This window comes from Streptomyces sp. NPDC058985 (assembly GCF_042740985.1).
Lineage (GTDB): Bacteria > Actinomycetota > Actinomycetes > Streptomycetales > Streptomycetaceae > Streptomyces.
In genome coordinates this window covers 52099-71040 of the sequence record NZ_JBHYJX010000041.1, presented here as the reverse complement: position 1 = coordinate 71040, position 18942 = coordinate 52099, and the positions used below count along the sequence as shown (strand labels likewise).

Sequence of the window (18942 nt, the reverse complement as noted above, 5' to 3'; positions counted from 1 at the left end):
AGTCCAAGAACATCACCCTGACCGCCGCAGCCCACCACTTCGGACTCTGGCCGGCCACCATCTCCACCCTCGAACGCGGGATCCGCCGAGACGACCACCTCGCCCATGCCCACCGCCACTGGCTCCAAGCCACTTGACAGGCAATAGGAGCATCAGCCCGGGGTGTGATCGGCGGGAGTGCGGCGCAGGGGACCCGCCGAGAGATTTAAAAGATTTACCTCAAACCCATTGACTCGTCAGGGAAAGGGCGTAGTAGTGGTTATCAGACGGCAACACCGAAAGGGTCACGAAGTCGACGAGGACGTCTAGCCGGCGGAGTGACGTGGACAGGATGCCGTTCAGGCCCCCGGCAAGCCGGCGCGATACCGAGGCAGCAGTGACGACTGAGGCTTCAGGACACGTGCAGCACTACCGGGGACTGTTTTTTGCCGAATGGGCCGCACCTGGCTCTCAGGCGACTTGATGTTCGTGCCGCATGATGCCGGTCGTCGGTGCATCGGGTTCACCACGGAGTGACCAGCCGCGTGCCGGGACCGTGCTGTCGCCAGGCTGCGGTGAGGCGGGCGAGGCGGGCGGGGGCGGCGATGCCGCGCATGGTTGCGATCTTGCCGTCGGCGATGTCGAACAGGGCGGAGCCGACGATGTGGTCGCCGACGACGAAGAGGATCGCGGGGGCGCCGTTGACGAGCGCGTAGTGGAGGGCGGGTGTGCCGCCGGCGAATCGCCGTTTCGCGGGTGTGGGCTTGAAGCCCGCCCGTACGACGGCGGCGATCCGCTCAGGAGTGTCGTACCGCAGCAGGGTCTGGGCCCGGCCGCCCGCACCGTCGGAGATTGCGGTCGCGTCGTCGGTGAGCAGTGCCACCAGCCGTTCGGTGCGGCCCGAGGTGGCGGCGGCGAGGAACTCCTCGACGATCCTGCGGGCGGATGCGGGGTCGACTTCGCCGCCGCCGCGGCGCCCGTCGTTGATGCGTCGCCGGGCGCGGTGGAGGTGCTGCTGGCTTGCGGATTCGGTGATGTCGAGGATCTCGGCGATCTCGGCGTGGCTGTGGGCGAACGCTTCGCGCAGGACGTAGACGGCCCGCTCCAGCGTCGACAGGCGCTCCATGAGGGTCAGCACGGCCAGGGAGACCGACTCGCGCTGCTCGAAAGTGTCGGCCGGGCCGAGCATCGGGTCGCCGTCGAGAAGCGGTTCGGGCAGCCAGGCGCCGACGGTGCGTTCACGGCGCACCTGCGCCGAACGGAGCCGGTCGAGGCAGAGGTTGGTGGTGACCTTGGTCAGCCATGCCTCCGGCACGTCGATCCGCTGCCGGTCGGCGGCCTGCCAGTGCAGGAACGCATCCTGCACGGCGTCTTCGGCGTCGGCGGCCGAGCCCAGCAGCCGGTACGCCAGCGAGGCCAGCCGGTTGCGGCCGGCCTCGAAGCGATCTGTGGCGGTGCTGTCCACGCGAATCACCCTAATACGGCTATGCCGCCGCCTTCCCGGCGGTTCCGTCCGGCGCGACGGCGGCGGTCTGCTCGGCGGCCGCGGTCGGCGCGGCGGCCAGGCGGTGCTTGCGCTTGGGCATGCCGAAGGTCGGGTGCGCGGTGGCCCACAGCGACATCCTGAGGATGCCCGCCTTGATCCGCGCGGCCTTCCGGCCGCCCACGTACTGCGGCTTTGCCCGCGCTTCGTCGTCCACCATCTGAAGGATCCCGTCCCGCCGGCCGAGGCTGATGTGGTTGCCCGGGTACTCCAGCTTGGTGTTCGCGATCTCGCGGCCGGTCAGGCGTCCCACGATCGCGTCCGTGGCCTGCCTGCCGGTGTAGCCGGCCGAAGCGCAGGACATCGGCAGCGGCCGGCCGTTGTCGCCGACGGCGTAGGCGCTGTCACCGGCGGCGTAGACGTTCGGGTGCGAGACCGACCGCATGGTGCGATCGACCACGATTCGACCGTTCTCGGTGACCTCCAGCCCGCTCGCGGCGGCGATGGGGCTGACCGCGAACCCGGCCGTCCACACGGTCGCGTCCGACGCCAGGGCTGTGCCGTCGGCGGACAGCACCCGCGCGGCCTCGACGGCTGCGACGGTGGTGTGCTCCAGGACGGTGATGCCCAGCCGATCGCAGGCCCGGCGCAGGTGGCCGCGGGCTCCGGCGGAGAGCGGGGCGGCCAGTTCACCGCGGGCGACCAGTGTCACCGACAGGCCGGGCCGGGATTCGGCGATCTCGGTGGCCGTCTCGATGCCGGTCAGCCCGTCGCCGACGACCAGCACACTCCCGCCGTCGCTCCGCCTGTCCAGGCTGTCCAGGCGCTCGCGCAGGCGCAGCGCCGAGGGCCGGGCGGCGACGTCGAAGGCGTGCTCCGCCACGCCGGGAACGCCGTGGTCGGCGACCTGGCTGCCGAGCGCGTAGAGAAGCGTGTCGTAGCCGAGCTCGGCGTCGGCGTCGGCGTCGGCGTCGACATCGGCCAGGCTGACGATCTGGCGCTCCGGGTCGACGGTGGCGACACGGGCGAGGAGCAGCCGTATCGCTGTGCCCGCGAAGACATCCGCCAGCTTCGGGGCCTCGACCTTGCGGCCGGCCGCCAACTGGTGCAGCCGCAGCCGCTGGACGAAGTCCGGCTCGGCGTTGATCACGGTGATCTCGGTGTCTGCCTGGGACAGCCGACGGGCCAGGATCCCGGCCACGTAGGCCCCGGCATAGCCGGCGCCCAGGACGACGATGCGGTGCTTCATGCTGGTGCTCCCGTCGATTCGCTTGCTCCTGGTGACTGAGCGAAACGGCACGGCGATTCCTGACAGACACCGCATGTGACGTGCATCACACATCGAGGCCGGGACGGGCAGGCCTCACCTGCCGATGGCGTTTGGCAGGGAGGCCGCGATGGCCGGCGGCCGAGTCCCGTACGTCCCGGCTTCGGTCTTCGTTGCTTCCACAACGCATCCCACGACCGGGGAACGGACTGCGCTTCGTCCAGGCCCGGGCCACGGCGACGGGCCGGGCCGGTGACCCCCGGCGGGGTGCCAGGGAAGCGTGGCCGCAGTACGACGGTCCTCGCCCCGGGCCATGGCCGAGACGGGGCCGTCCTCCCGACCCCCGTGGCGGGAGGACGGCCCCGGGTCTTCTCCGGTGGCCGGCCGGTCAGTACAGCTTGCTGACGGCCGTGCGCGTGGTCTTCTTGAAGGCGGCCACGGGGGCGTCCGTGAAGTCGCCCAGCTGTCCCCACTTGACGACGGTGACGGTCCTGCCGTCCCGCCCGACCGACAGCAGGGCGATGTCGGTGGCGCCCCAGGACGTCTCGGTGTGCAGGCCGCGGACGCGGGCGCCCTCCTCGACCGGCAGCTTGCCGTAGTCGCGGCTCTCGGCCTCGACGTCGGGCGAGGACTCCTCGATGCGGTCGGCGCAGGTGCGGATCAGGTCGTCGTAGTGGATCGCCAGGGCCTTGGCCTGGGCGGCCGTGTCCGTCACGACGGTCAACTGCACGGCACCGGTGTCCAGGTCGGTCCGGAACTCCCGGTGCCGGTAGTCGTAGGCGGGCACGCCCTCCGTGCTCACGCACAGGCCGAGTGCCTCCGGGAACCCGTCGGTGACCGGCCCGGCGGTCCAGGACGACGTCGGATGCGGCGGCAGCTGGGACGCCGACAGGAACGTGGGCGCGGCGGCCTTGGGCGCGGCGCCGGCCGGTGCCGTGAGGACCGTGCCCGCCGCGAGGGCGGCGAGGGTGAGTGCGGTGAGAGCGCCCGTTCGGATGCGCATGGACATGAGTGTTCCCCCGTGGATGAATGCGTGGACGTGGATGCCGTGCGGCTGGACCGGCCGGTCGTCCCGGGCCTGGTCGGTGCGGCACCAAGAGCATCGGCGGTCACGGCGGCCGGGCGCAACAGCCGACGGCCGATCGGACACGGTGGAACCATCCCAGCCTGTCTGACGTGCAGGTACATGGGTGCCTGGGATGCCGTCCCGGGCCGGGTGGGGTCGTACGAGGACGGGGAGACCTGTGTCGGCACGGGACGACGGCGGCGGCAGCGGCGACGTGGCCGAGTTCGCGGCGCTGCTGCGGGCGTTGAAGGAGCGCACGGACCGCAGTTACGGCTCGCTGGCCCGTCGTCTGGGCATGAACACCTCGACGCTGCACCGTTACTGCGCGGGCGACGCGGTGCCACTGGACTTCGCCCCCGTGGAACGCTTCGCGGCCCTGTGCGGGGCGACCTCGGAGCAGCGTCTCGAACTCCACCGCCGTTGGCTCCTGGCCGTGGCGGTCCGCCGCAGAACTCGTGCGGCGGGGGCGGCCGAGAGTGCGCCCGAGGCCACGGGGACGCAAGCCGTGAACGACGCGGCGGCCGGACCGGCGACAGCGGCGGAGGGCATCACCGAACCGGACACGGCCATGCAGGCCGGCAGCACCGTCACCACACCGGACACGGCGATGCGAGCCGACGGCAGCCCGGTCGCCGAAACGGACCCCGCGCCCGGGGAGGACGGCGCGTCCGCACCCCCGCACCCGCTGCCCCGCCCCTGGTACCGCCGTGGACGTGTGGTGGTCGGGCTGGCCTCCGTCTGTGCCGTGCTCGCGACGCTCGGAGCCCTGTCCACGCTGCCGGAGGGGCGGCGGGCGTCCGCCGACGGTCCTGTCCGGGTCGCCGGTCCGCCGGCGTCCGGTACGGCGGAGGCCGGCACACCCGAGCGGCGGGGCGCCTCACCCAGCCCGAACGGCACCCCCGCCTCCGGGCGGCCCTCGGGTTCAGCCGCCCCGGAGAAGACGCCGGGCACCTCTCGCCCACCCGGCACGACCTCCGCCCCGCCCCGCGGCGGACAGCCCGTCGGCGCACCGGTCACCTGGTCCGTCAATTCCCAGGCATGGAAGCTCGGTTGCGGTCACGACTACGTCATCGCCAAGCCGCCGGACGAGGTCCCCCCTCCCCCTGCCCCGCAGGACGCGGCGCCCTGGGCCGCGACGCAGAGCGCGGTGCACGGCGGCGAGACACTCGTGCAGCTGTCGGTGCAGGGGCGCAGCGAAACAGCCGTCGTGCTGGAGGCGCTGCGCGTGCGCGTGACCGGCCGCACCGCGCCGGCCCAGGGCAACGCCTACGCCATGGACCAGGGCTGCGGCGGCTCGCTCACTCCCCGCTCCTTCGCCGTGGACCTGGACAAGGACCGCCCCATCGCCCGCGCGGTCGCCGGGAACGACTCCGGCACGCCGATCCCGGCCGTGCGCATGCCCTACCGCGTCTCGGCGAAGGACCCCGAGGTGCTGCTGGTCACGGCCGAGACCAGTTCGTGCGACTGCCGCTGGTACCTGGAGCTGGACTGGTCCTCCCAGGGCCGCACGGGCACCGTACGCATCGACGACGGCGGCCGCCCGTTCCGCACCAGCGCCCTGGAGGGCCTGCCCCGGTACGTGTACGACACCCTGGGGCGCCGGTGGGGGCCCTACAGCTGAGGACGGGGCGTCGCGGAGGGGGCTTCCGGGACGGGCTCCGGCGGGAAGGTAAGGGCGGCCCGGATGTGTCCGATCTGAGGAGCAAGGTTCAGCACCTGTGGATCGGCTCGTGGCGATCAGTCCCAGAAGACACCATCGTGCGGAAGAGCAGCGAAGTGACCGGGATCGTGGGACAGGAACGTTCGGACGCCCGCCCGGCCCAGCGCGCGGACTCGACCGTAGGTGAGCAGCTTCTCCTGGATGTTCCAGTCGCTGATCATCGGCACGTTTCCGTCGAGTCCTTCCTGCAGGTGGGCGGCGTCGCCCATGAAGGCGATTCGTTCCTGGTGGCCGAGGTCGAGGATGATTCCCTGGTGGCCGGGCGTATGGCCTGCCGTGCGGACCACGGTCAGGCTGCCGTCCAGGAACAGGTCGGCGTCTCCGGCCAGTTCGAGGAAGTCGTAGGACCGTGTGTCCCGGTAGTCGTTGAACGCGTAGCCCCGGGCAGTCCAGCGGTCCGGCCACCAGGCGTGGCGCAGTTCATCGTGCTGGACCACGTGCACGGCATCCGGGAAGTAGCTCATTCCGCCGGCGTGGTCCAGATGGAGGTGGGAGTAGATCACGTACCTGACGTCCGACAGGCGGTATCCGAGGCGATCCAGCTGCGCGTCGATGGCATGCGCCCGGGTGAACGCCTGGGCGCCATACGCTGCCCGGAGCCCGACGCCCCAGTAGCCGTCCGCGGTCTCCGGGTCGGCCACACGATGGTTGACACCCGTATCGAAGAGGATCAGCCCGTGCACGGCGTGCTCGATGACCGCCACGGTCGAGGGCACAGTGATCGTGCCGCTCGCCCCGTACATGAGGCCTTCCTTCGGCATCGTGAAAGGCCCCGCGTCCACGGTTGTCACTCGCACTCTCGCAGCCACGGGCCTCACCCTTCCACAGGTGCTCCCGGCGCCTGTGGAAACACGTCACGGAGTGGGAGAACAAAAGGCCCGATTGACATGCATCCCGTTAGCTGCACAAGGCGCTGGGTGACCGGAACCGGCGGCGGCTGCTGGACCGCTTGAACGGGCGGAACGGGCAGAGCCTGCGCGAGTTGTGTGCCGGGCTGGACATGGCCCGGCAGTCGGTCAGCAAGCATCTGGCGGTACTGGAGGCCGCCAACCTCATCACCACCGTCCGGCGGGGCCGGGAGAAGTTGCACTACCTCAACGCCGAGCCGGTCAACGCCATCACCGAACGCTGGATCAGCCGCTACGACCGGGATCGGGTGCACGCACTCGCCGACCTCAAGCACGTGCTGGAGAGCAACGCCATGGACAGCGACGCGTTCGTGTACACGACCTACATCAGAACCACGCCCGAGAAGCTGTGGCAGGGCCTGACCGATCCCGAGTTCACCCGGCGCTACTGGGGGGTGGAGTTCGGCACCGACTGGGCGGCCGGGTCGCCCGTGGTGTGGCGGGAGCGGGGGGCCGAGACCGCCGACCCCGAGCAGGTCGTCCTCGAGTCCGACCCGCACCGGCGGCTGTCGTACACCTGGCACACATTCACGCCCGAGTGGGCCGAGGCCAACGGGATCGACGGCGAGACCCTCGCCAGGCTCTCCGCCGAGCGGCGGTCGAAGGTCACCTTCGAGATCGAGGATCTTGAAGGGAGCGGGACGGTCAAGCTGACCGTCGTCCATGACGGGTTCGAGCCCGGCAGCACCGTGCGCGAGATGATCCAGCACGGGTGGCCCGCCCTCGTCTCCGGGCTCAAGACGCTGCTGGAGACCGGGGAGGCCCTCGCCCAGCCCGAGTAGGTCAGCGGTTCAGGGCCGTCTCCCGTTCCATGCGCGTCAGCTTCTCAGGGTTGCGCACCGCGTACAGGCCGGAGATGCGGCCGTCGTCGAAGCGGACGGCCATGACCGTGTCCAGTTCGCCGTCGAGGCGGATCAGCAGGGCCGGGTGGCCGTTGACCTGGGCCGGGTGCATCGACAGCTCGGCGGGCAGCTTGACCAAGCCGCCGAGCATCAGGCGGGCGACCTTGTCGGCGCCGGTGACGGGCCGCAGGATCGCCTGCTTGACTCCGCCGCCGTCGCCCAGCAGGACGACGTCCGGGGCGAGTATGTCGAGCAGGCCCTGGAGGTCGCCCGTCCGCACGGCCCGCTGGAACGCGTCGAGCGCGTCCCGGCTCTCGGCGCGGGAGACGACGCCGCGCGGGCGGCGGGCCGCCACGTGGGCGCGGGCCCGGTGCGCGGTCTGGCGTACCGCGGCCTGGCTCTTGTCGACGGCCTCGGCGATCTCGTCGTACCCGAGGTCGAACACCTCGCGCAGGACGAAAACCGCCCGCTCGGTCGGCGTCAGGGTCTCCATGACCAGCATCATCGCCATCGAGACGCTGTCGGCCAGTTCGACATCCTCGGCCACGTCGGGGGTGGTGAGCAGCGGCTCGGGCAGCCACTCGCCGACGTAGGACTCCTTGCGGCGGCCGAGCGTGCGCAGCCGGGTCAGCGCCTGGCGTGTGGTGATCCGGACCAGGTACGCGCGCCGGTCGCGCACGGAGTCGAGATCGACGCCCGCCCAGCGCAACCAGGTCTCCTGGAGGACGTCCTCGGCGTCGGCGGCCGAGCCCAGCAGCTCGTAGGCGACGGTGAAGAGGAGGTTGCGGTGGGCGACGAAGGCCTCGGTGGCGGGGTCCGCCGATCCGCCGCCGGTGCCGGGCCCGGTGGTGCCGTCCTGTCCGCGTGTGCCGTGCTCGCTCATGGCCGGTTGCTCCCGCTCGTTCGCCTTCGACGGTGTCACGCGCACAGGACGCCGGCCACCGCCGGTCTGTGACATCCCCTGCCGGTGTTCCACGTCACACGCGCGCCCCGTCACAGGGTCCGGAGCGTCGGCGTCTTGTGTGCGTCAACGCGGCACCAAGAGTGAGGACGGGGTCATGGAAACCCGATTCAACCTGTTCGAGAACGAGATCGGCGGCCGGTTCGCCAAGCGGTTCGCGGGCGTCGCCCTGGTGCTCCAGCAGGCGGCGCTGCCGAGGTCCACGCAGGAGCTGGTCGCGCTGCGGGCCAGCCAGATCAACGGCTGCGGGCACTGCATCGACATGCACACCAAGGAGGCCACGGCCGCCGGGGAGAGCGCGGTCCGGCTCCACCTGGTCGCCGCCTGGCGCGAGTCCAGCGTGTTCACCGAGGCCGAGCGGGCGGCGCTGGCACTCGCCGAGGAGGGCACCCGGCTCGCCGACGCCCACCAGGGCGTGTCCGACGAGACCTGGGCCCAGGTGCGCAAGCACTACGACGACGACCAGGTCGCCACGCTGGTCTGCGCGGTCGCCATGATCAACGCGGCCAACCGGCTCGCCGTGATCACCCACCAGGCGGGCGGCTCCTACGAGGCCGGCATGTTCGACGCGGCCTTCGACTGAGACCTGCCCGGCCGGCACGGCGGCGCGGCGGCGCGGCTCCCCCGGCGAATACCGGTGGAGCCGCGCCGTCGTGCCCAACTACCCTCCTGCCGGACCGAGTCGTCCGGTGAGGCTGGTGAAGGGCGGGCCGTTGTACATCACGTGAGACACCCCGAGTGCTGATCTGTCGCGCGTCGCACCTGTGCGCCGTGCCGCTTTCCGCTGCGGACTTCTCACGCTGAAACCGGTGTGCTTCTGTGCTCAACGACTGGGTCGTCATGCCCACCTGCCTGCCGCTCGTCCTCCGCCGCTGCCACGCGTGCGGGGGCGGGCGCTTCCGGGCGAACGGCAAATTCCGCGCCAACGCCCACCACAAGCTCGTCGACGCCTGGCTCCTCGTGCTCTGCACCACCTGCGGGGACACCGCGAAGCTCACGGTCTTCGAGCGCACGCGCGTGCGCTCGGTGCGGCCCGGGCTGCTGGACCGGCTGCACGACAACGACCCCGCCCTGGCGGCGGAGTTGCTCCAGGATCCGGTCGTCCGGCGCCGTAATCGCGTCGCCCTCGACTGGGACGGCGCCTGGCGCCTCGACACCGGCGGGTCGGACCACCTGGACCGCGAGGTGATCGACGTCGCGGTCCGCTTCGCCGCTCCGGTCCCCGTCCGGCCGGTGCGGCTGATCGCCGAAGGGTGCGGTCTCTCCCGGGCCGAGGTCGAAAGGCTGGCCGCCGACGCCGCCCGCAGCCGCGCCGGACCCGGTCACGATTGGGTTTCGGCGCGGTCCACCCCTTGCCCCAAGCGCCTGTAATCGTTTCCAATCCTCCGTGTAATCGATTCCACGAGGAGGTGGAAACGGCGATGGCGAGCATCAAGGACGTCGCCGCCGAGGCGGGCGTCTCCGTCGCGACGGTCTCGCGCGCGCTCAACGGCCACCCGTCGGTCAGCGCCGCCGCGCGCCGCCGCGTACTGGCCGCGGTGGAGACGCTGGGCTACCGCCCGAACGCCGTCGCCCGGTCGCTGCGCACCGACCAGACCCGCACCCTCGGCCTGGTCATCAGCGACGTCATGAACCCGTACTTCACGGAACTGGCCCGCTCCGTCGAGGAGGAGGCCCGCGCGCTCGGCTACAGCGTCATCATCGGCAACGCCGACGAGCGACCCGATCTCCAGGACCACCATGTGACGACGCTGCTGGACCGCCGCATCGACGGGCTCCTCGTCTCCCCCACCGACGGCGGCTCCCCGCACATGCTGGCCGCCGCGCGGGCCGGGACGCCGATGGTCTTCGTCGACCGGTGGATCCCCGGCGTGGACGTCCCCGTCGTCAGGTCGGACGGGCGGGCCGCCGTACGGGAGCTGGTCGCCCATCTGTACGGGCTCGGGCACCGCCGGCTCGCGATCATCGCCGGGCCCGCGGCCACCACCACCGGACGCGAGCGCGTCGACGCCTTCCGCGAGGCGCTCGGCGCGTACGGGCTGCCCCTCCCCGGCGCCTACATCGGGCAGGGCGACTTCCAGGCCGACAGCGGCCGCCGGGTCACCGAGGGCTTCCTCGACCTGCCCGAACCCCCAGAGGTCGTCTTCGCCGCCGACAACCTGATGGCGCTCGGCGCGCTGGACGCCGTACGGGCGCGGGGTCTTCGGGTCCCCGAGGACATCGCGCTCGCCGCGTTCGACGACATCCCGTGGTTCGTGCACACCGATCCGCCGGTCACCGCCATCGCCCAGCCCACGGGCGACCTCGGGCGCGCCGCCGTCCGCGCGCTCGTCGACCGGATCGAGGGGCGGACCGGCGAGTCCGTCACCCTCCCCGCGCGGCTCGTCGTCCGCCGCTCCTGCGGTGAGGCACACCCGCCAAAACACCCGTCCCCCGTACGAAGGAGTACGCCGTGAGCAGCCGCAGTCCGGACGAGTTGCTGCGCATCGAGGGCATCCGCAAGACCTTCCCCGGCGTGGTCGCGCTCGACAGCGTCGACTTCGACCTGCGCCGGGGCGAGGTGCATGTGCTGCTCGGTGAGAACGGCGCGGGCAAGAGCACCCTCATCAAGATGCTCTCCGGCGCCTACACCCCCGACGCCGGGCGGATCCTGGCCGGTGGCGAGGAGGTGCGCATCCACGGTGCGCAGGACTCCGAGCGCCTCGGGATCGCCACCATCTACCAGGAGTTCAACCTCGTCCCCGATCTGACGGTCGCCGAGAACATCTTCCTGGGGCGGCAGCCGCGCCGCCTGGGAATGATCGACCGGAAGAAGATGGACGCGGACGCCGAGGTGCTGCTGGAGCGGGTGGGCCTGAGCGTGTCGCCCCGCACGCGCGTGCGGGAACTCGGCATCGCGCGGCTCCAGATGGTCGAGATCGCCAAGGCGCTCAGCCTGAACGCGCGCGTGCTCATCATGGACGAGCCGACCGCCGTGCTGACCTCCGAGGAGGTCGAGAAGCTGTTCGCCATCGTGCGGCGGCTGCGCGAGGACGGCGTGGGCATCGTGTTCATCACCCACCACCTGGAGGAGATCGCCGCCCTCGGCGACCGCGTCACCGTCATCCGGGACGGGCGCAGCGTCGGCCAGGTGCCCGCCTCCACCCCCGAGGACGAGCTGGTACGGCTCATGGTCGGACGGTCGATCGAGCAGCAGTACCCACGTGAACGCACCGACACCGGCGAGGCGCTGCTCAAGGTGGAGGGGCTGACCCGGGACGGTGTCTTCCACGACGTCGGCTTCGAGGTGCGGGCCGGTGAGGTCGTCGGTATCGCGGGCCTCGTCGGCGCCGGGCGGACCGAGGTGGCACGCGCGGTGTTCGGCGCCGACCCCTACGACGCCGGGACCGTGCACGTCGCGGGCGCGCCGCTGCGGCGGCACGACGTGAACGCCGCCATGGCCGCCGGGATCGGGCTGGTGCCCGAGGACCGCAAGGGGCAGGGGCTCGTGCTCGACGCGTCCGTCGAGGAGAACCTCGGGCTCGTCACCCTTAGGTCGAGCGCCCGCGCGGGGCTCGTCGACCTCAAGGGCCAGCGTGCGGCGGCGGAGCGGATCGCCGGGCAGCTCGGGGTGCGGATGGCCGGTCTCGGCCAGCACGTGCGCACCCTCTCCGGCGGCAACCAGCAGAAGGTCGTCATCGGCAAGTGGCTGCTGGCCAACACCAAGGTGCTCATCCTCGACGAGCCGACGCGCGGCATCGACGTCGGCGCCAAGGTCGAGATCTACCAGCTCGTGAACGAACTGACGGCCGCCGGTGCCGCCGTGCTCATGATCTCCAGCGATCTGCCCGAGGTGCTCGGCATGAGCGACCGGGTGGTCGTCATGGCACAGGGACGGGTCGCCGGTGAACTCCCCGCCGAGCGGGCCACCCAGGACGCCGTCATGGCGCTCGCCGTCAGCACCCCCCACACCGATGGAACCGGAACGGAGGCCGACCGTGGCCACTGACACGCTCAAGAGCAAGCCGGGCGCGCAGGGCGCCTCGGGCGGTGTGCGCCGCCTGCTGCTGGAGAACGGCGCGCTGACCGCGCTGATCGTCCTCGTCGTCGCCATGTCGGCGCTCTCCGGGGACTTCCTGACCGCCGACAACCTGCTCAACGTCGGCGTCCAGGCCGCCGTGACGGCGATCCTCGCCTTCGGTGTCACCTTCGTCATCGTCTCGGCGGGCATCGACCTGTCGGTCGGCTCGGTCGCGGCCCTGTCGGCCACCGTGCTGGCGTGGAGCGCCACCGAGGCCGGCATACCGGTCGCGCTGGCGGTCCTGCTGTCCGTCGCGACGGGTGTCGCCTGCGGTCTGGTGAACGGCTTCTTGATCTCGTACGGGAAGCTGCCGCCGTTCATCGCGACGCTCGCCATGCTGTCGGTCGGGCGCGGTCTGTCGCTGGTCATCTCGCAGGGCTCGCCGATCGCCTTCCCGGACTCCGTCTCGCACCTCGGAGACACGCTCGGCGGGTGGCTGCCCGTGCCGGTGCTGGTGATGATCGTCATGGGGCTGATCACCGCGTTCGTCCTCGGCCGGACCTACATCGGCCGCTCCATGTACGCCATCGGCGGCAACGAGGAGGCGGCCCGGCTGTCCGGGCTGCGGGTGAAGCGGCAGAAGCTCGCCATCTACGCCTTCTCCGGCCTGTTCGCCGCCGCCGCGGGCATCGTGCTCGCCTCCCGGCTCTCCTCCGCGCAGCCGCAGGCCGCGCAGGGCTACGAACTGGACGCCATCGCCGCCGTCGTCATCGGCGGTGCCTCGCTCGCGGGCGGCACCGGCAAGGCGTCCGGCACGCTGATCGGCGCGCTGATCCTCGCGGTGCTGCGCAACGGCCTCAACCTGCTGTCCGTCTCCGCGTTCTGGCAGCAGGTCGTCATCGGTGTCGTCATCGCGTTGGCGGTGCTCCTGGACACCCTGCGGCGCAAGGCCGGCGCGACCACGCCGGCGGCGGGTACCTCCGGCGGCGGGAACCGGGGCAAGCAGGCGCTGACGTACGTCATCGCGGCGGTCGTCGCCGTCGCGGTGGTCGGCGCGACCTCGCTGCTGCACAACGGGTCCTCGGGCGGCACGGCGAAGAAGGTCGGGCTGTCGCTGTCGACGCTGAACAACCCGTTCTTCGTGCAGATCAGGGACGGTGCGGAGGAGCAGGCGAAGCAGCTGGGCGTGGACCTGACCGTCACCGACGCGCAGAACGACGCCTCCCAGCAGGCGAACCAGTTGCAGAACTTCACCAGCGAGGGCCTGTCCTCGATCATCGTCAACCCGGTGGACTCGGACGCCGCGGGCCCCTCGGTGCGCTCGGCGAACAAGGACGACATCCCCGTCATCGCCGTGGACCGCGGTGTGAACGACGCCGAGACCGCCGCGCTGGTCGCCTCCGACAACGTCGAGGGCGGTGAGCTGGGCGCCAAGGCCCTCGCCGAGAAGCTCGGCGGCAAGGGCACCATCGCCATCCTCCAGGGCCAGGCCGGCACCTCCGCCAGCCGGGAGCGCGGGGCGGGCTTCGCGGCCGGCCTCGAGGAGTACCCGGGCATCAAGGTGGTCGCCAAGCAGCCCGCGGACTTCGACCGCACCAAGGGCCTGGACGTGATGACCAACCTGCTCCAGGCGCACCCGGACATCGACGGTGTCTTCGCGGAGAACGACGAGATGGCGCTCGGCGCGATCAAGGCGCTGGGTTCCAAGGCGGGCAGGTCGGTCCAGGTCGTCGGCTTCGACGGCACGCCGGACGGGCTGAAGGCGGTCCAGGAGGGCACGTTGTTCGCGTCCGTCGCGCAGCAGCCGAAGGAACTGGGCAGGATCGCCGTACAGAACGCGCTGCGGGCGGCCGAGGACAAGAAGGTGGAGCAGACGGTGAAGGTGCCCGTGAAGGTGGTCACCAAGGAGAACGTGGCCGGCTTCGAGGGCTGAACGGGGGCGCACGGGAGTGCACGGGCGGACGGTCACGGCGACCGTCCGCCCACCTCACTCGGTTCACTCGGATCACCGGGCCACTCGGATCACTCGGATCACTCGGATCGGAGAACGACTGATGTACGACTACGACCTCCTGGTCGTGGGGTCGGCCAACGCCGACCTCGTGATCGGCGTGGAACGGCGGCCGGGCGCCGGGGAGACGGTGCTCGGCTCCGACCTGAGCGTCCACCCGGGGGGCAAGGGCGGGAACCAGGCGGTGGCCGCCGCCCGGCTCGGCGCCCGTACCGCCCTGCTGGCCCGGGTCGGCGACGACGGCCACGGGCGGCTGCTCCTCGACTCGCAGCGCGCGGCCGGTGTCGACACGGTCGGCGTGCTGGTGGGCGGCGCCCCGACCGGCGTCGCGCTGATCACCGTCGACCCGTCGGGGGACAACAGCATCGTGGTCTCGCCGGGCGCCAACGGCCGGCTCACGCCCGGCGACGTCCGCGCGGCCGGCAGCCTCTTCCACGCCTCCCGGGTGGTCTCCACGCAGCTGGAGATCCCGCTGGAGACGGTCGTGGAGGTGGTCCGGAGTCTGGCGCCGGACAGCCGCTTCGTGCTGAACCCGTCGCCGCCGCGCCCGCTGCCGCCGGAGGTCCTCGCGGCCTGCGACCCGCTGATCGTCAACGAGCACGAGGCGAAGGTGATCCTCGGCGACGCCCTGGTCAGCGAGCGCCCCGAGGACTGGGCCCGCATCCTGCTGGCCAAGGGCCCGCGTTCGGTGGTGGTGACCCTGGGCGCCGAGGGCGCGCTGGTGGCGTCGGGCGAGGGCGTCTCGCGGGTGCCGTCGGTGAAGGTGGACGCCGTGGACACGACGGGCGCGGGCGACGCGTTCACCGCGGCGCTGGCCTGGCGGCTCGGCACCGGCGACTCGCTCGCCGAAGCGGCGGCGTACGCGGCCCGGGTGGGCGCGGCGGCGGTCACGAAGGCGGGAGCGCAGGAGTCGTACCCCACCGCGGCGGAGGCCGAGGCGCTGTGAAGAGGGCAGGCATACTCAACCGCCACCTCGCGGGCGCGCTCGCCGAACTCGGCCACGGTGACGGGGTCCTGGTGTGCGACGCGGGCATGCCCGTCCCGAACGGCCCGCGCGTCGTCGACCTGGCCTTCCGCGCCGGGGTGCCGTCCTTCGCGGAGGTGCTGGACGGTTTGCTCGCCGAGCTGGTCGTGGAGGGCGCGGTGGCGGCGACGGAGGTGCGGGAGGCCAACACCGGCGCCGCGGCGCTGCTCGACGGCCACTTCCCCGGCCTGACCCTGGTCCCGCACGAGCGGCTCAAGGAGCTGTCGGCGGGTGCGCGTCTGATCGTCCGCACCGGCGAGGCCCGGCCTTACGCGAACGTGCTGCTGCGGTGCGGGGTCTTCTTCTGACGGGGGCCGGCCGAGGACGCCGATATCGCCGAAGACTTTGAGAGGGCCCGGTCGCGACCGGGCCCTCTCGGGTTCCCCTCCCCTTCAGAACCCCACGGATCCCCCCCGGGTCCCCCCACAGGGGTTCTGATGCCACGTACGACCCGCGGGGCGCCGAAAGGGTTGCACGCGTCAGCGGGATTTTTTTCCCGGATCTATTTTTCCGGGCCGGCGTCCCCCGCGTGCGCGGCGAACCGCTCCGCCGTCTCGGCGAGTACCTCGCGGCCGTCGCGCGCCCACAGTGCGTCGTTGAACAGTTCGACCTCGATGGCGCCGGTGTATCCGGCCGCCTCCACGTAGCCCTTCCACTCCCGCATGTCGATCGCGCCGTCGCCGATCTGCCCGCGGCCGTTGAGGACGCCCTCGGGCAGGGGGGTGGTCCAGTCGGCGAGCTGGAAGGTGTGGATGCGGCCGCCCGCCCCGGCCCGGGCGATCTGCTCGGGCGCCCGGTCGTCCCACCAGATGTGGTACGTGTCGACGGTGACGCCGACCTGGTGGGCGGGGAAGCGTTCGGCCAGGTCCAGGGCCTGGGCGAGGGTGGAGACCACGCAGCGGTCCGAGGCGTACATCGGGTGCAGCGGCTCGATGGCCAGGCGTACGCCGTGCCGCTCGGCGTAGGGGGCGAGTTCGGTGAGGGCGTCCGCGATGCGTTCGCGGGCGGCGCGCAGGTCCTTGTGGCCGGCCGGGAGGCCGCCGGAGACCAGGACGAGGGTGTCGGTGCCGAGGGCGGCGGCCTCGTCGACGGCGCGGCGGTTGTCGGCCAGGGCGGCGGCGCGCTCTTCCGGGTCGACGGCCGTGAGGAATCCGCCGCGGCACAGGGTGGTGACGGTCAGGCCCGCGTCGCGGACCAGCTTGGCCGCCGCCTCGACGCCGTACGCCTGGACCGGTTCGCGCCACAGGCCGACGTTGCCGATGCCCAGGTCGCGGCAGGCGGTGGTCAGTTCGGGCAGCGTCAGCTGCTTGACCGTCATCTGGTTGATGCTGAAGCGGGTCGGTGCGGGGGCGGGACGGGTGTCGCTCACTGGGTGACTCCGTACAGGTCGAGCAGGGTCCGCATGCGCTCCTCGGCGAGTTTCGGGTCCGGGAACAGGCCGAGGCCGTCCGCGAGTTCGTAGGCGCGGGCGAGGTGCGGCAGGGAGCGGGCCGACTGGAGGCCGCCGACCATCGTGAAGTGGCTCTGGTGGCCGGCCAGCCAGGCCAGGAACACCACGCCCGTCTTGTAGTAGCGGGTGGGGGCCCGGAAGAGGTGGCGGGAGAGTTCGACGGTGGGGTCGAGGAGGGCGCGGAGGCCGTCCGTGTCGCCGGTGTCCAGGTGGCGGACCGCCTCGGCGGCCAGCGGGCCCAGGGGGTCGAAGATGCCGAGCAGGGCGTGGCTGAAGCCGTGCTCGTCGCCCGCGATCAGCTCCGGGTAGTGGAAGTCGTCCCCGGTGTAGCAGCGCACGCCCCGCGGGAGGCGGCGGCGCAGGTCGACCTCGCGCCGGGCGTCCAGGAGGGAGACCTTGATGCCGTCGACCTTGTCGGGGTGGGCGGCGATGACCTCCAGGAAGGTGTCCGTCGCCGTGTCGAGGTCGGACGAGCCCCAGTAGCCCTCCAGCGCCGGGTCGAACATCGGGCCCAGCCAGTGCAGGACGACCGGTTCGGCGGACTGGCGCAGGAGGTGGCCGTAGACCTCCAGGTAGTCCTCCGGGCCCTGCGCGGTCGCGGCGAGGGCGCGGGAGGCCATGAGGATGGCCTGGGCGCCCGACTCCTCGACGAGGGCGAGCTGTTCCTCGTAGGCCGCCCGGACCTCGGCGAGGGGCGCGGTCATGGTGGTCAGCTGGTCCGTGCCGACGCCGCAGGCGATGCGGCCGCCGGTCGCCCGCGCCTCGGCGGAGGAGCGGCGGATCAGCTCGGCCGCCGTGGCCCAGTCCAGGCCCATGCCGCGCTGGGCGGTGTCCATCGCCTCGGCGACGCCGAGTCCGTGGGACCACAGGTGGCGGCGGAAGGCGAGGGTGGCGTCCCAGTCGACGGCGGCGGGCGAGTCGGGGGTGGTGTCGGCGAACGGGTCGGCGACCACGTGCGCCGCCGAGAAGACCGTACGGGAGGTGAAAGCGCTTCCCGGGGCTGCCCGGGTGACGGCGAGCGGCTCGGTGCGCGGCTCGTGGGCGCGCAGGGTGCCGTCCGGGCCCGGCAGGTGGAGGGTCACAGCGAGATCTCCGGTACGTCGAGACGGCGGCCCTGGGCCGAGGACCTCAGGCCCAGTTCGGCGAGCTGGACGCCGCGGGCGCCGGCCAGCAGGTCCCAGTGGTAGGGGGCGTCGGCGTAGACGTGCTTGAGGAACAGCTCCCACTGGGCCTTGAAGCCGTTGTCGAAGTCGCCGTTGTCCGGGACCTCCTGCCACTGGTCGCGGAAGGCCTCGGTGGCGGGGATGTCCGGGTTCCAGACCGGCTTGGGGGTGGCGGAGCGGTGCTGGACGCGGCAGTCGCGCAGGCCGGCCACGGCCGAGCCCTCGGTGCCGTCGACCTGGAACTCGACCAGCTCGTCGCGGTTGACCCGCACCGCCCAGGAGGAGTTGATCTGCGCGACGGCGCCGCCGTCCAGCTCGAAGATTCCGTAGGCGGCGTCGTCGGCGGTGGCGTCGTAGGGCTTGCCGTTCTCGTCCCAGCGCTGCGGGACGTGGGTGGCGGTGAGGGCCTGTACGGACTTCACGCGGCCGAACAGCTCGTGCAGGACGTACTCCCAGTGCGGGAACATGTCGACGACGATGCCGCCGCCGTCCTCGGTGCGGTAGTTCCACGAGGGGCGCTGGGCCTCCTGCCAGTCGCCCTCGAAGACCCAGTAGCCGAACTCGCCCCGCACGGACAGGATCCGGCCGAAGAAGCCGCCGTCGATCAGGCGCTTGAGCTTGAGCAGGCCGGGGAGGAAGAGCTTGTCCTGGACGACGCCGTGCCGGACGCCCTTGGCGCCGGCGAGGCGGGCGAGGTCGAGGGCTCCGTCCAGGCCGGTGGCGGTGGGCTTCTCGGTGTAGATGTGCTTGCCCGCGGCGATCGCCTTCTTGATCGCCTCCTCGCGGGCCGAGGTGACCTGGGCGTCGAAGTAGATGTCGATGCTGTCGTCGGCCAGGACCGCGTCCAGGTCGGTGGAGACGTGGTCGAGCCCGTGCCGTTCGGCGAGCGCCTTCAGCGCGTGTTCGCGGCGGCCGACCAGGACCGGCTCCGGCCACAGCACGGTGCCGTCGCCGAGGTCGAGGCCGCCCTGTTCGCGGAGGGCCAGGATGGAGCGGACGAGGTGCTGGCGGTAGCCCATGCGCCCGGTCACGCCGTTCATGGCGATACGCACCGTCTTGCGTGTCACG

General features: G+C 72.0%; 17 protein-coding genes. 9 read left to right on the top strand and 8 right to left on the bottom strand.

The features are described 5' to 3' along the window. Positions 1–502: 502 nt before the first annotated feature. The 3 genes from ACFW01_RS29390 to ACFW01_RS29380 form a co-directional block, all read right to left on the bottom strand. Positions 503–1444 (bottom strand): sigma-70 family RNA polymerase sigma factor, encoded by a 942-nt coding sequence (locus ACFW01_RS29390; protein WP_384508540.1) that lies wholly within the window; start codon positions 1442–1444, stop codon positions 503–505. A 19-nt stretch (positions 1445–1463) separates the two neighbouring features. Then, complete coding sequence (locus tag ACFW01_RS29385; protein WP_384508537.1) at positions 1464–2711, bottom strand: NAD(P)/FAD-dependent oxidoreductase; 1248 nt, start codon at positions 2709–2711, stop codon at positions 1464–1466. A 406-nt stretch (positions 2712–3117) separates the two neighbouring features. After that, positions 3118–3738 carry a hypothetical protein gene (locus ACFW01_RS29380; RefSeq protein ID WP_384508534.1) on the bottom strand — a complete coding sequence of 207 codons (621 nt, stop codon included), beginning with the start codon at positions 3736–3738 and terminating at the stop codon, positions 3118–3120. Between the two features lie 235 nt (positions 3739–3973). On the opposite strand from ACFW01_RS29380, the gene ACFW01_RS29375 reads away from it, so the two are divergent. Then, the gene (locus tag ACFW01_RS29375) at positions 3974–5416 is read left to right on the top strand and encodes a helix-turn-helix domain-containing protein (RefSeq protein WP_384508531.1); all 1443 of its coding nucleotides are present in this window, start codon (positions 3974–3976) and stop codon (positions 5414–5416) included. 116 nt (positions 5417–5532) lie between these two features. Here ACFW01_RS29375 and ACFW01_RS29370 read toward each other — a convergent pair whose 3' ends face one another. Beyond that, the gene (locus ACFW01_RS29370) at positions 5533–6258 is read right to left on the bottom strand and encodes an N-acyl homoserine lactonase family protein (protein ID WP_384508528.1); all 726 of its coding nucleotides are present in this window, start codon (positions 6256–6258) and stop codon (positions 5533–5535) included. 158 nt (positions 6259–6416) lie between these two features. Between ACFW01_RS29370 and ACFW01_RS29365 the strand changes: the two genes are divergently transcribed. Further along, positions 6417–7205: an ArsR/SmtB family transcription factor gene (locus ACFW01_RS29365; RefSeq protein ID WP_384508549.1), complete on the top strand. Its 789-nt coding sequence runs from the start codon at positions 6417–6419 to the stop codon at positions 7203–7205. Between the two features lies 1 nt (position 7206). On the opposite strand, the gene ACFW01_RS29360 is transcribed toward ACFW01_RS29365, so the two are convergent. Continuing rightward, positions 7207–8193: an RNA polymerase sigma-70 factor gene (locus tag ACFW01_RS29360; RefSeq protein ID WP_234961308.1), complete on the bottom strand. Its 987-nt coding sequence runs from the start codon at positions 8191–8193 to the stop codon at positions 7207–7209. 130 nt (positions 8194–8323) lie between these two features. On the opposite strand from ACFW01_RS29360, the gene ACFW01_RS29355 reads away from it, so the two are divergent. The 7 genes from ACFW01_RS29355 to rbsD all read left to right on the top strand — a co-directional run bounded on the left by ACFW01_RS29355 (position 8324) and on the right by rbsD (position 15569). Further along, entirely contained in the window at positions 8324–8809 is a 486-nt protein-coding gene (locus ACFW01_RS29355; RefSeq protein WP_234961309.1) for a carboxymuconolactone decarboxylase family protein, read from the top strand. Positions 8810–9045: 236 nt separating this feature from the next. Next, on the top strand, positions 9046–9597 hold the full coding sequence (locus ACFW01_RS29350) for a DUF1062 domain-containing protein (RefSeq protein WP_234961310.1): 552 nt from the start codon (positions 9046–9048) through the stop codon (positions 9595–9597). A 50-nt stretch (positions 9598–9647) separates the two neighbouring features. Then, on the top strand, positions 9648–10682 hold the full coding sequence (locus ACFW01_RS29345) for a LacI family DNA-binding transcriptional regulator (protein ID WP_384508524.1): 1035 nt from the start codon (positions 9648–9650) through the stop codon (positions 10680–10682). After that, positions 10679–12214 (top strand): sugar ABC transporter ATP-binding protein, encoded by a 1536-nt coding sequence (locus ACFW01_RS29340; RefSeq protein ID WP_234961312.1) that lies wholly within the window; start codon positions 10679–10681, stop codon positions 12212–12214. The genes ACFW01_RS29345 and ACFW01_RS29340 overlap by 4 nt, the downstream gene beginning before the upstream one ends. Continuing rightward, positions 12204–14159 (top strand): substrate-binding domain-containing protein, encoded by a 1956-nt coding sequence (locus tag ACFW01_RS29335; protein ID WP_384508519.1) that lies wholly within the window; start codon positions 12204–12206, stop codon positions 14157–14159. Before ACFW01_RS29340 ends, ACFW01_RS29335 begins: the two co-directional genes overlap by 11 nt. A gap of 121 nt (positions 14160–14280) precedes the next feature. After that, positions 14281–15183, top strand: a complete 903-nt coding sequence (locus ACFW01_RS29330) for a ribokinase (RefSeq protein ID WP_234961314.1) — start codon at positions 14281–14283, stop codon at positions 15181–15183. Then, positions 15180–15569, top strand: a complete 390-nt coding sequence (gene rbsD / locus ACFW01_RS29325) for a D-ribose pyranase (RefSeq protein ID WP_125492416.1) — start codon at positions 15180–15182, stop codon at positions 15567–15569. The genes ACFW01_RS29330 and rbsD overlap by 4 nt, the downstream gene beginning before the upstream one ends. Before the next feature lie 194 nt (positions 15570–15763). Here the strand turns inward: rbsD and ACFW01_RS29320 are convergent, their stop codons facing one another. From ACFW01_RS29320 to ACFW01_RS29310, 3 genes are read right to left on the bottom strand one after another with little or no spacing between them, the layout of a single operon-like run. Beyond that, a complete protein-coding gene (locus ACFW01_RS29320; protein ID WP_384508546.1) occupies positions 15764–16579 on the bottom strand; it encodes a sugar phosphate isomerase/epimerase family protein in 816 nt (271 codons plus the stop codon). A gap of 47 nt (positions 16580–16626) precedes the next feature. Then, positions 16627–17793, bottom strand: coding sequence for a dihydrodipicolinate synthase family protein (locus ACFW01_RS29315; protein ID WP_384508515.1), 1167 nt, complete (start codon positions 17791–17793; stop codon positions 16627–16629). Continuing rightward, positions 17790–18941, bottom strand: a complete 1152-nt coding sequence (locus tag ACFW01_RS29310) for a Gfo/Idh/MocA family protein (protein ID WP_234961316.1) — start codon at positions 18939–18941, stop codon at positions 17790–17792. Before ACFW01_RS29310 ends, ACFW01_RS29315 begins: the two co-directional genes overlap by 4 nt. Position 18942: the final 1 nt, after the last annotated feature.

What these genes read in the sequence shown, in the direction of transcription:
- ACFW01_RS29385 (WP_384508537.1), bottom strand. Translation starts at nt 2,711, where the DNA reads ATGAAGCACCGCATCGTCGTCCTGGGCGCCGGCTATGCCGGGGCCTAC.
- ACFW01_RS29345 (WP_384508524.1), top strand. Translation starts at nt 9,648, where the DNA reads ATGGCGAGCATCAAGGACGTCGCCGCCGAGGCGGGCGTCTCCGTCGCG.
- ACFW01_RS29380 (WP_384508534.1), bottom strand. Translation starts at nt 3,738, where the DNA reads ATGTCCATGCGCATCCGAACGGGCGCTCTCACCGCACTCACCCTCGCC.
- ACFW01_RS29370 (WP_384508528.1), bottom strand. Translation starts at nt 6,258, where the DNA reads ATGTACGGGGCGAGCGGCACGATCACTGTGCCCTCGACCGTGGCGGTC.
- ACFW01_RS29330 (WP_234961314.1), top strand. Translation starts at nt 14,281, where the DNA reads ATGTACGACTACGACCTCCTGGTCGTGGGGTCGGCCAACGCCGACCTC.
- ACFW01_RS29320 (WP_384508546.1), bottom strand. Translation starts at nt 16,579, where the DNA reads ATGACGGTCAAGCAGCTGACGCTGCCCGAACTGACCACCGCCTGCCGC.
- ACFW01_RS29355 (WP_234961309.1), top strand. Translation starts at nt 8,324, where the DNA reads ATGGAAACCCGATTCAACCTGTTCGAGAACGAGATCGGCGGCCGGTTC.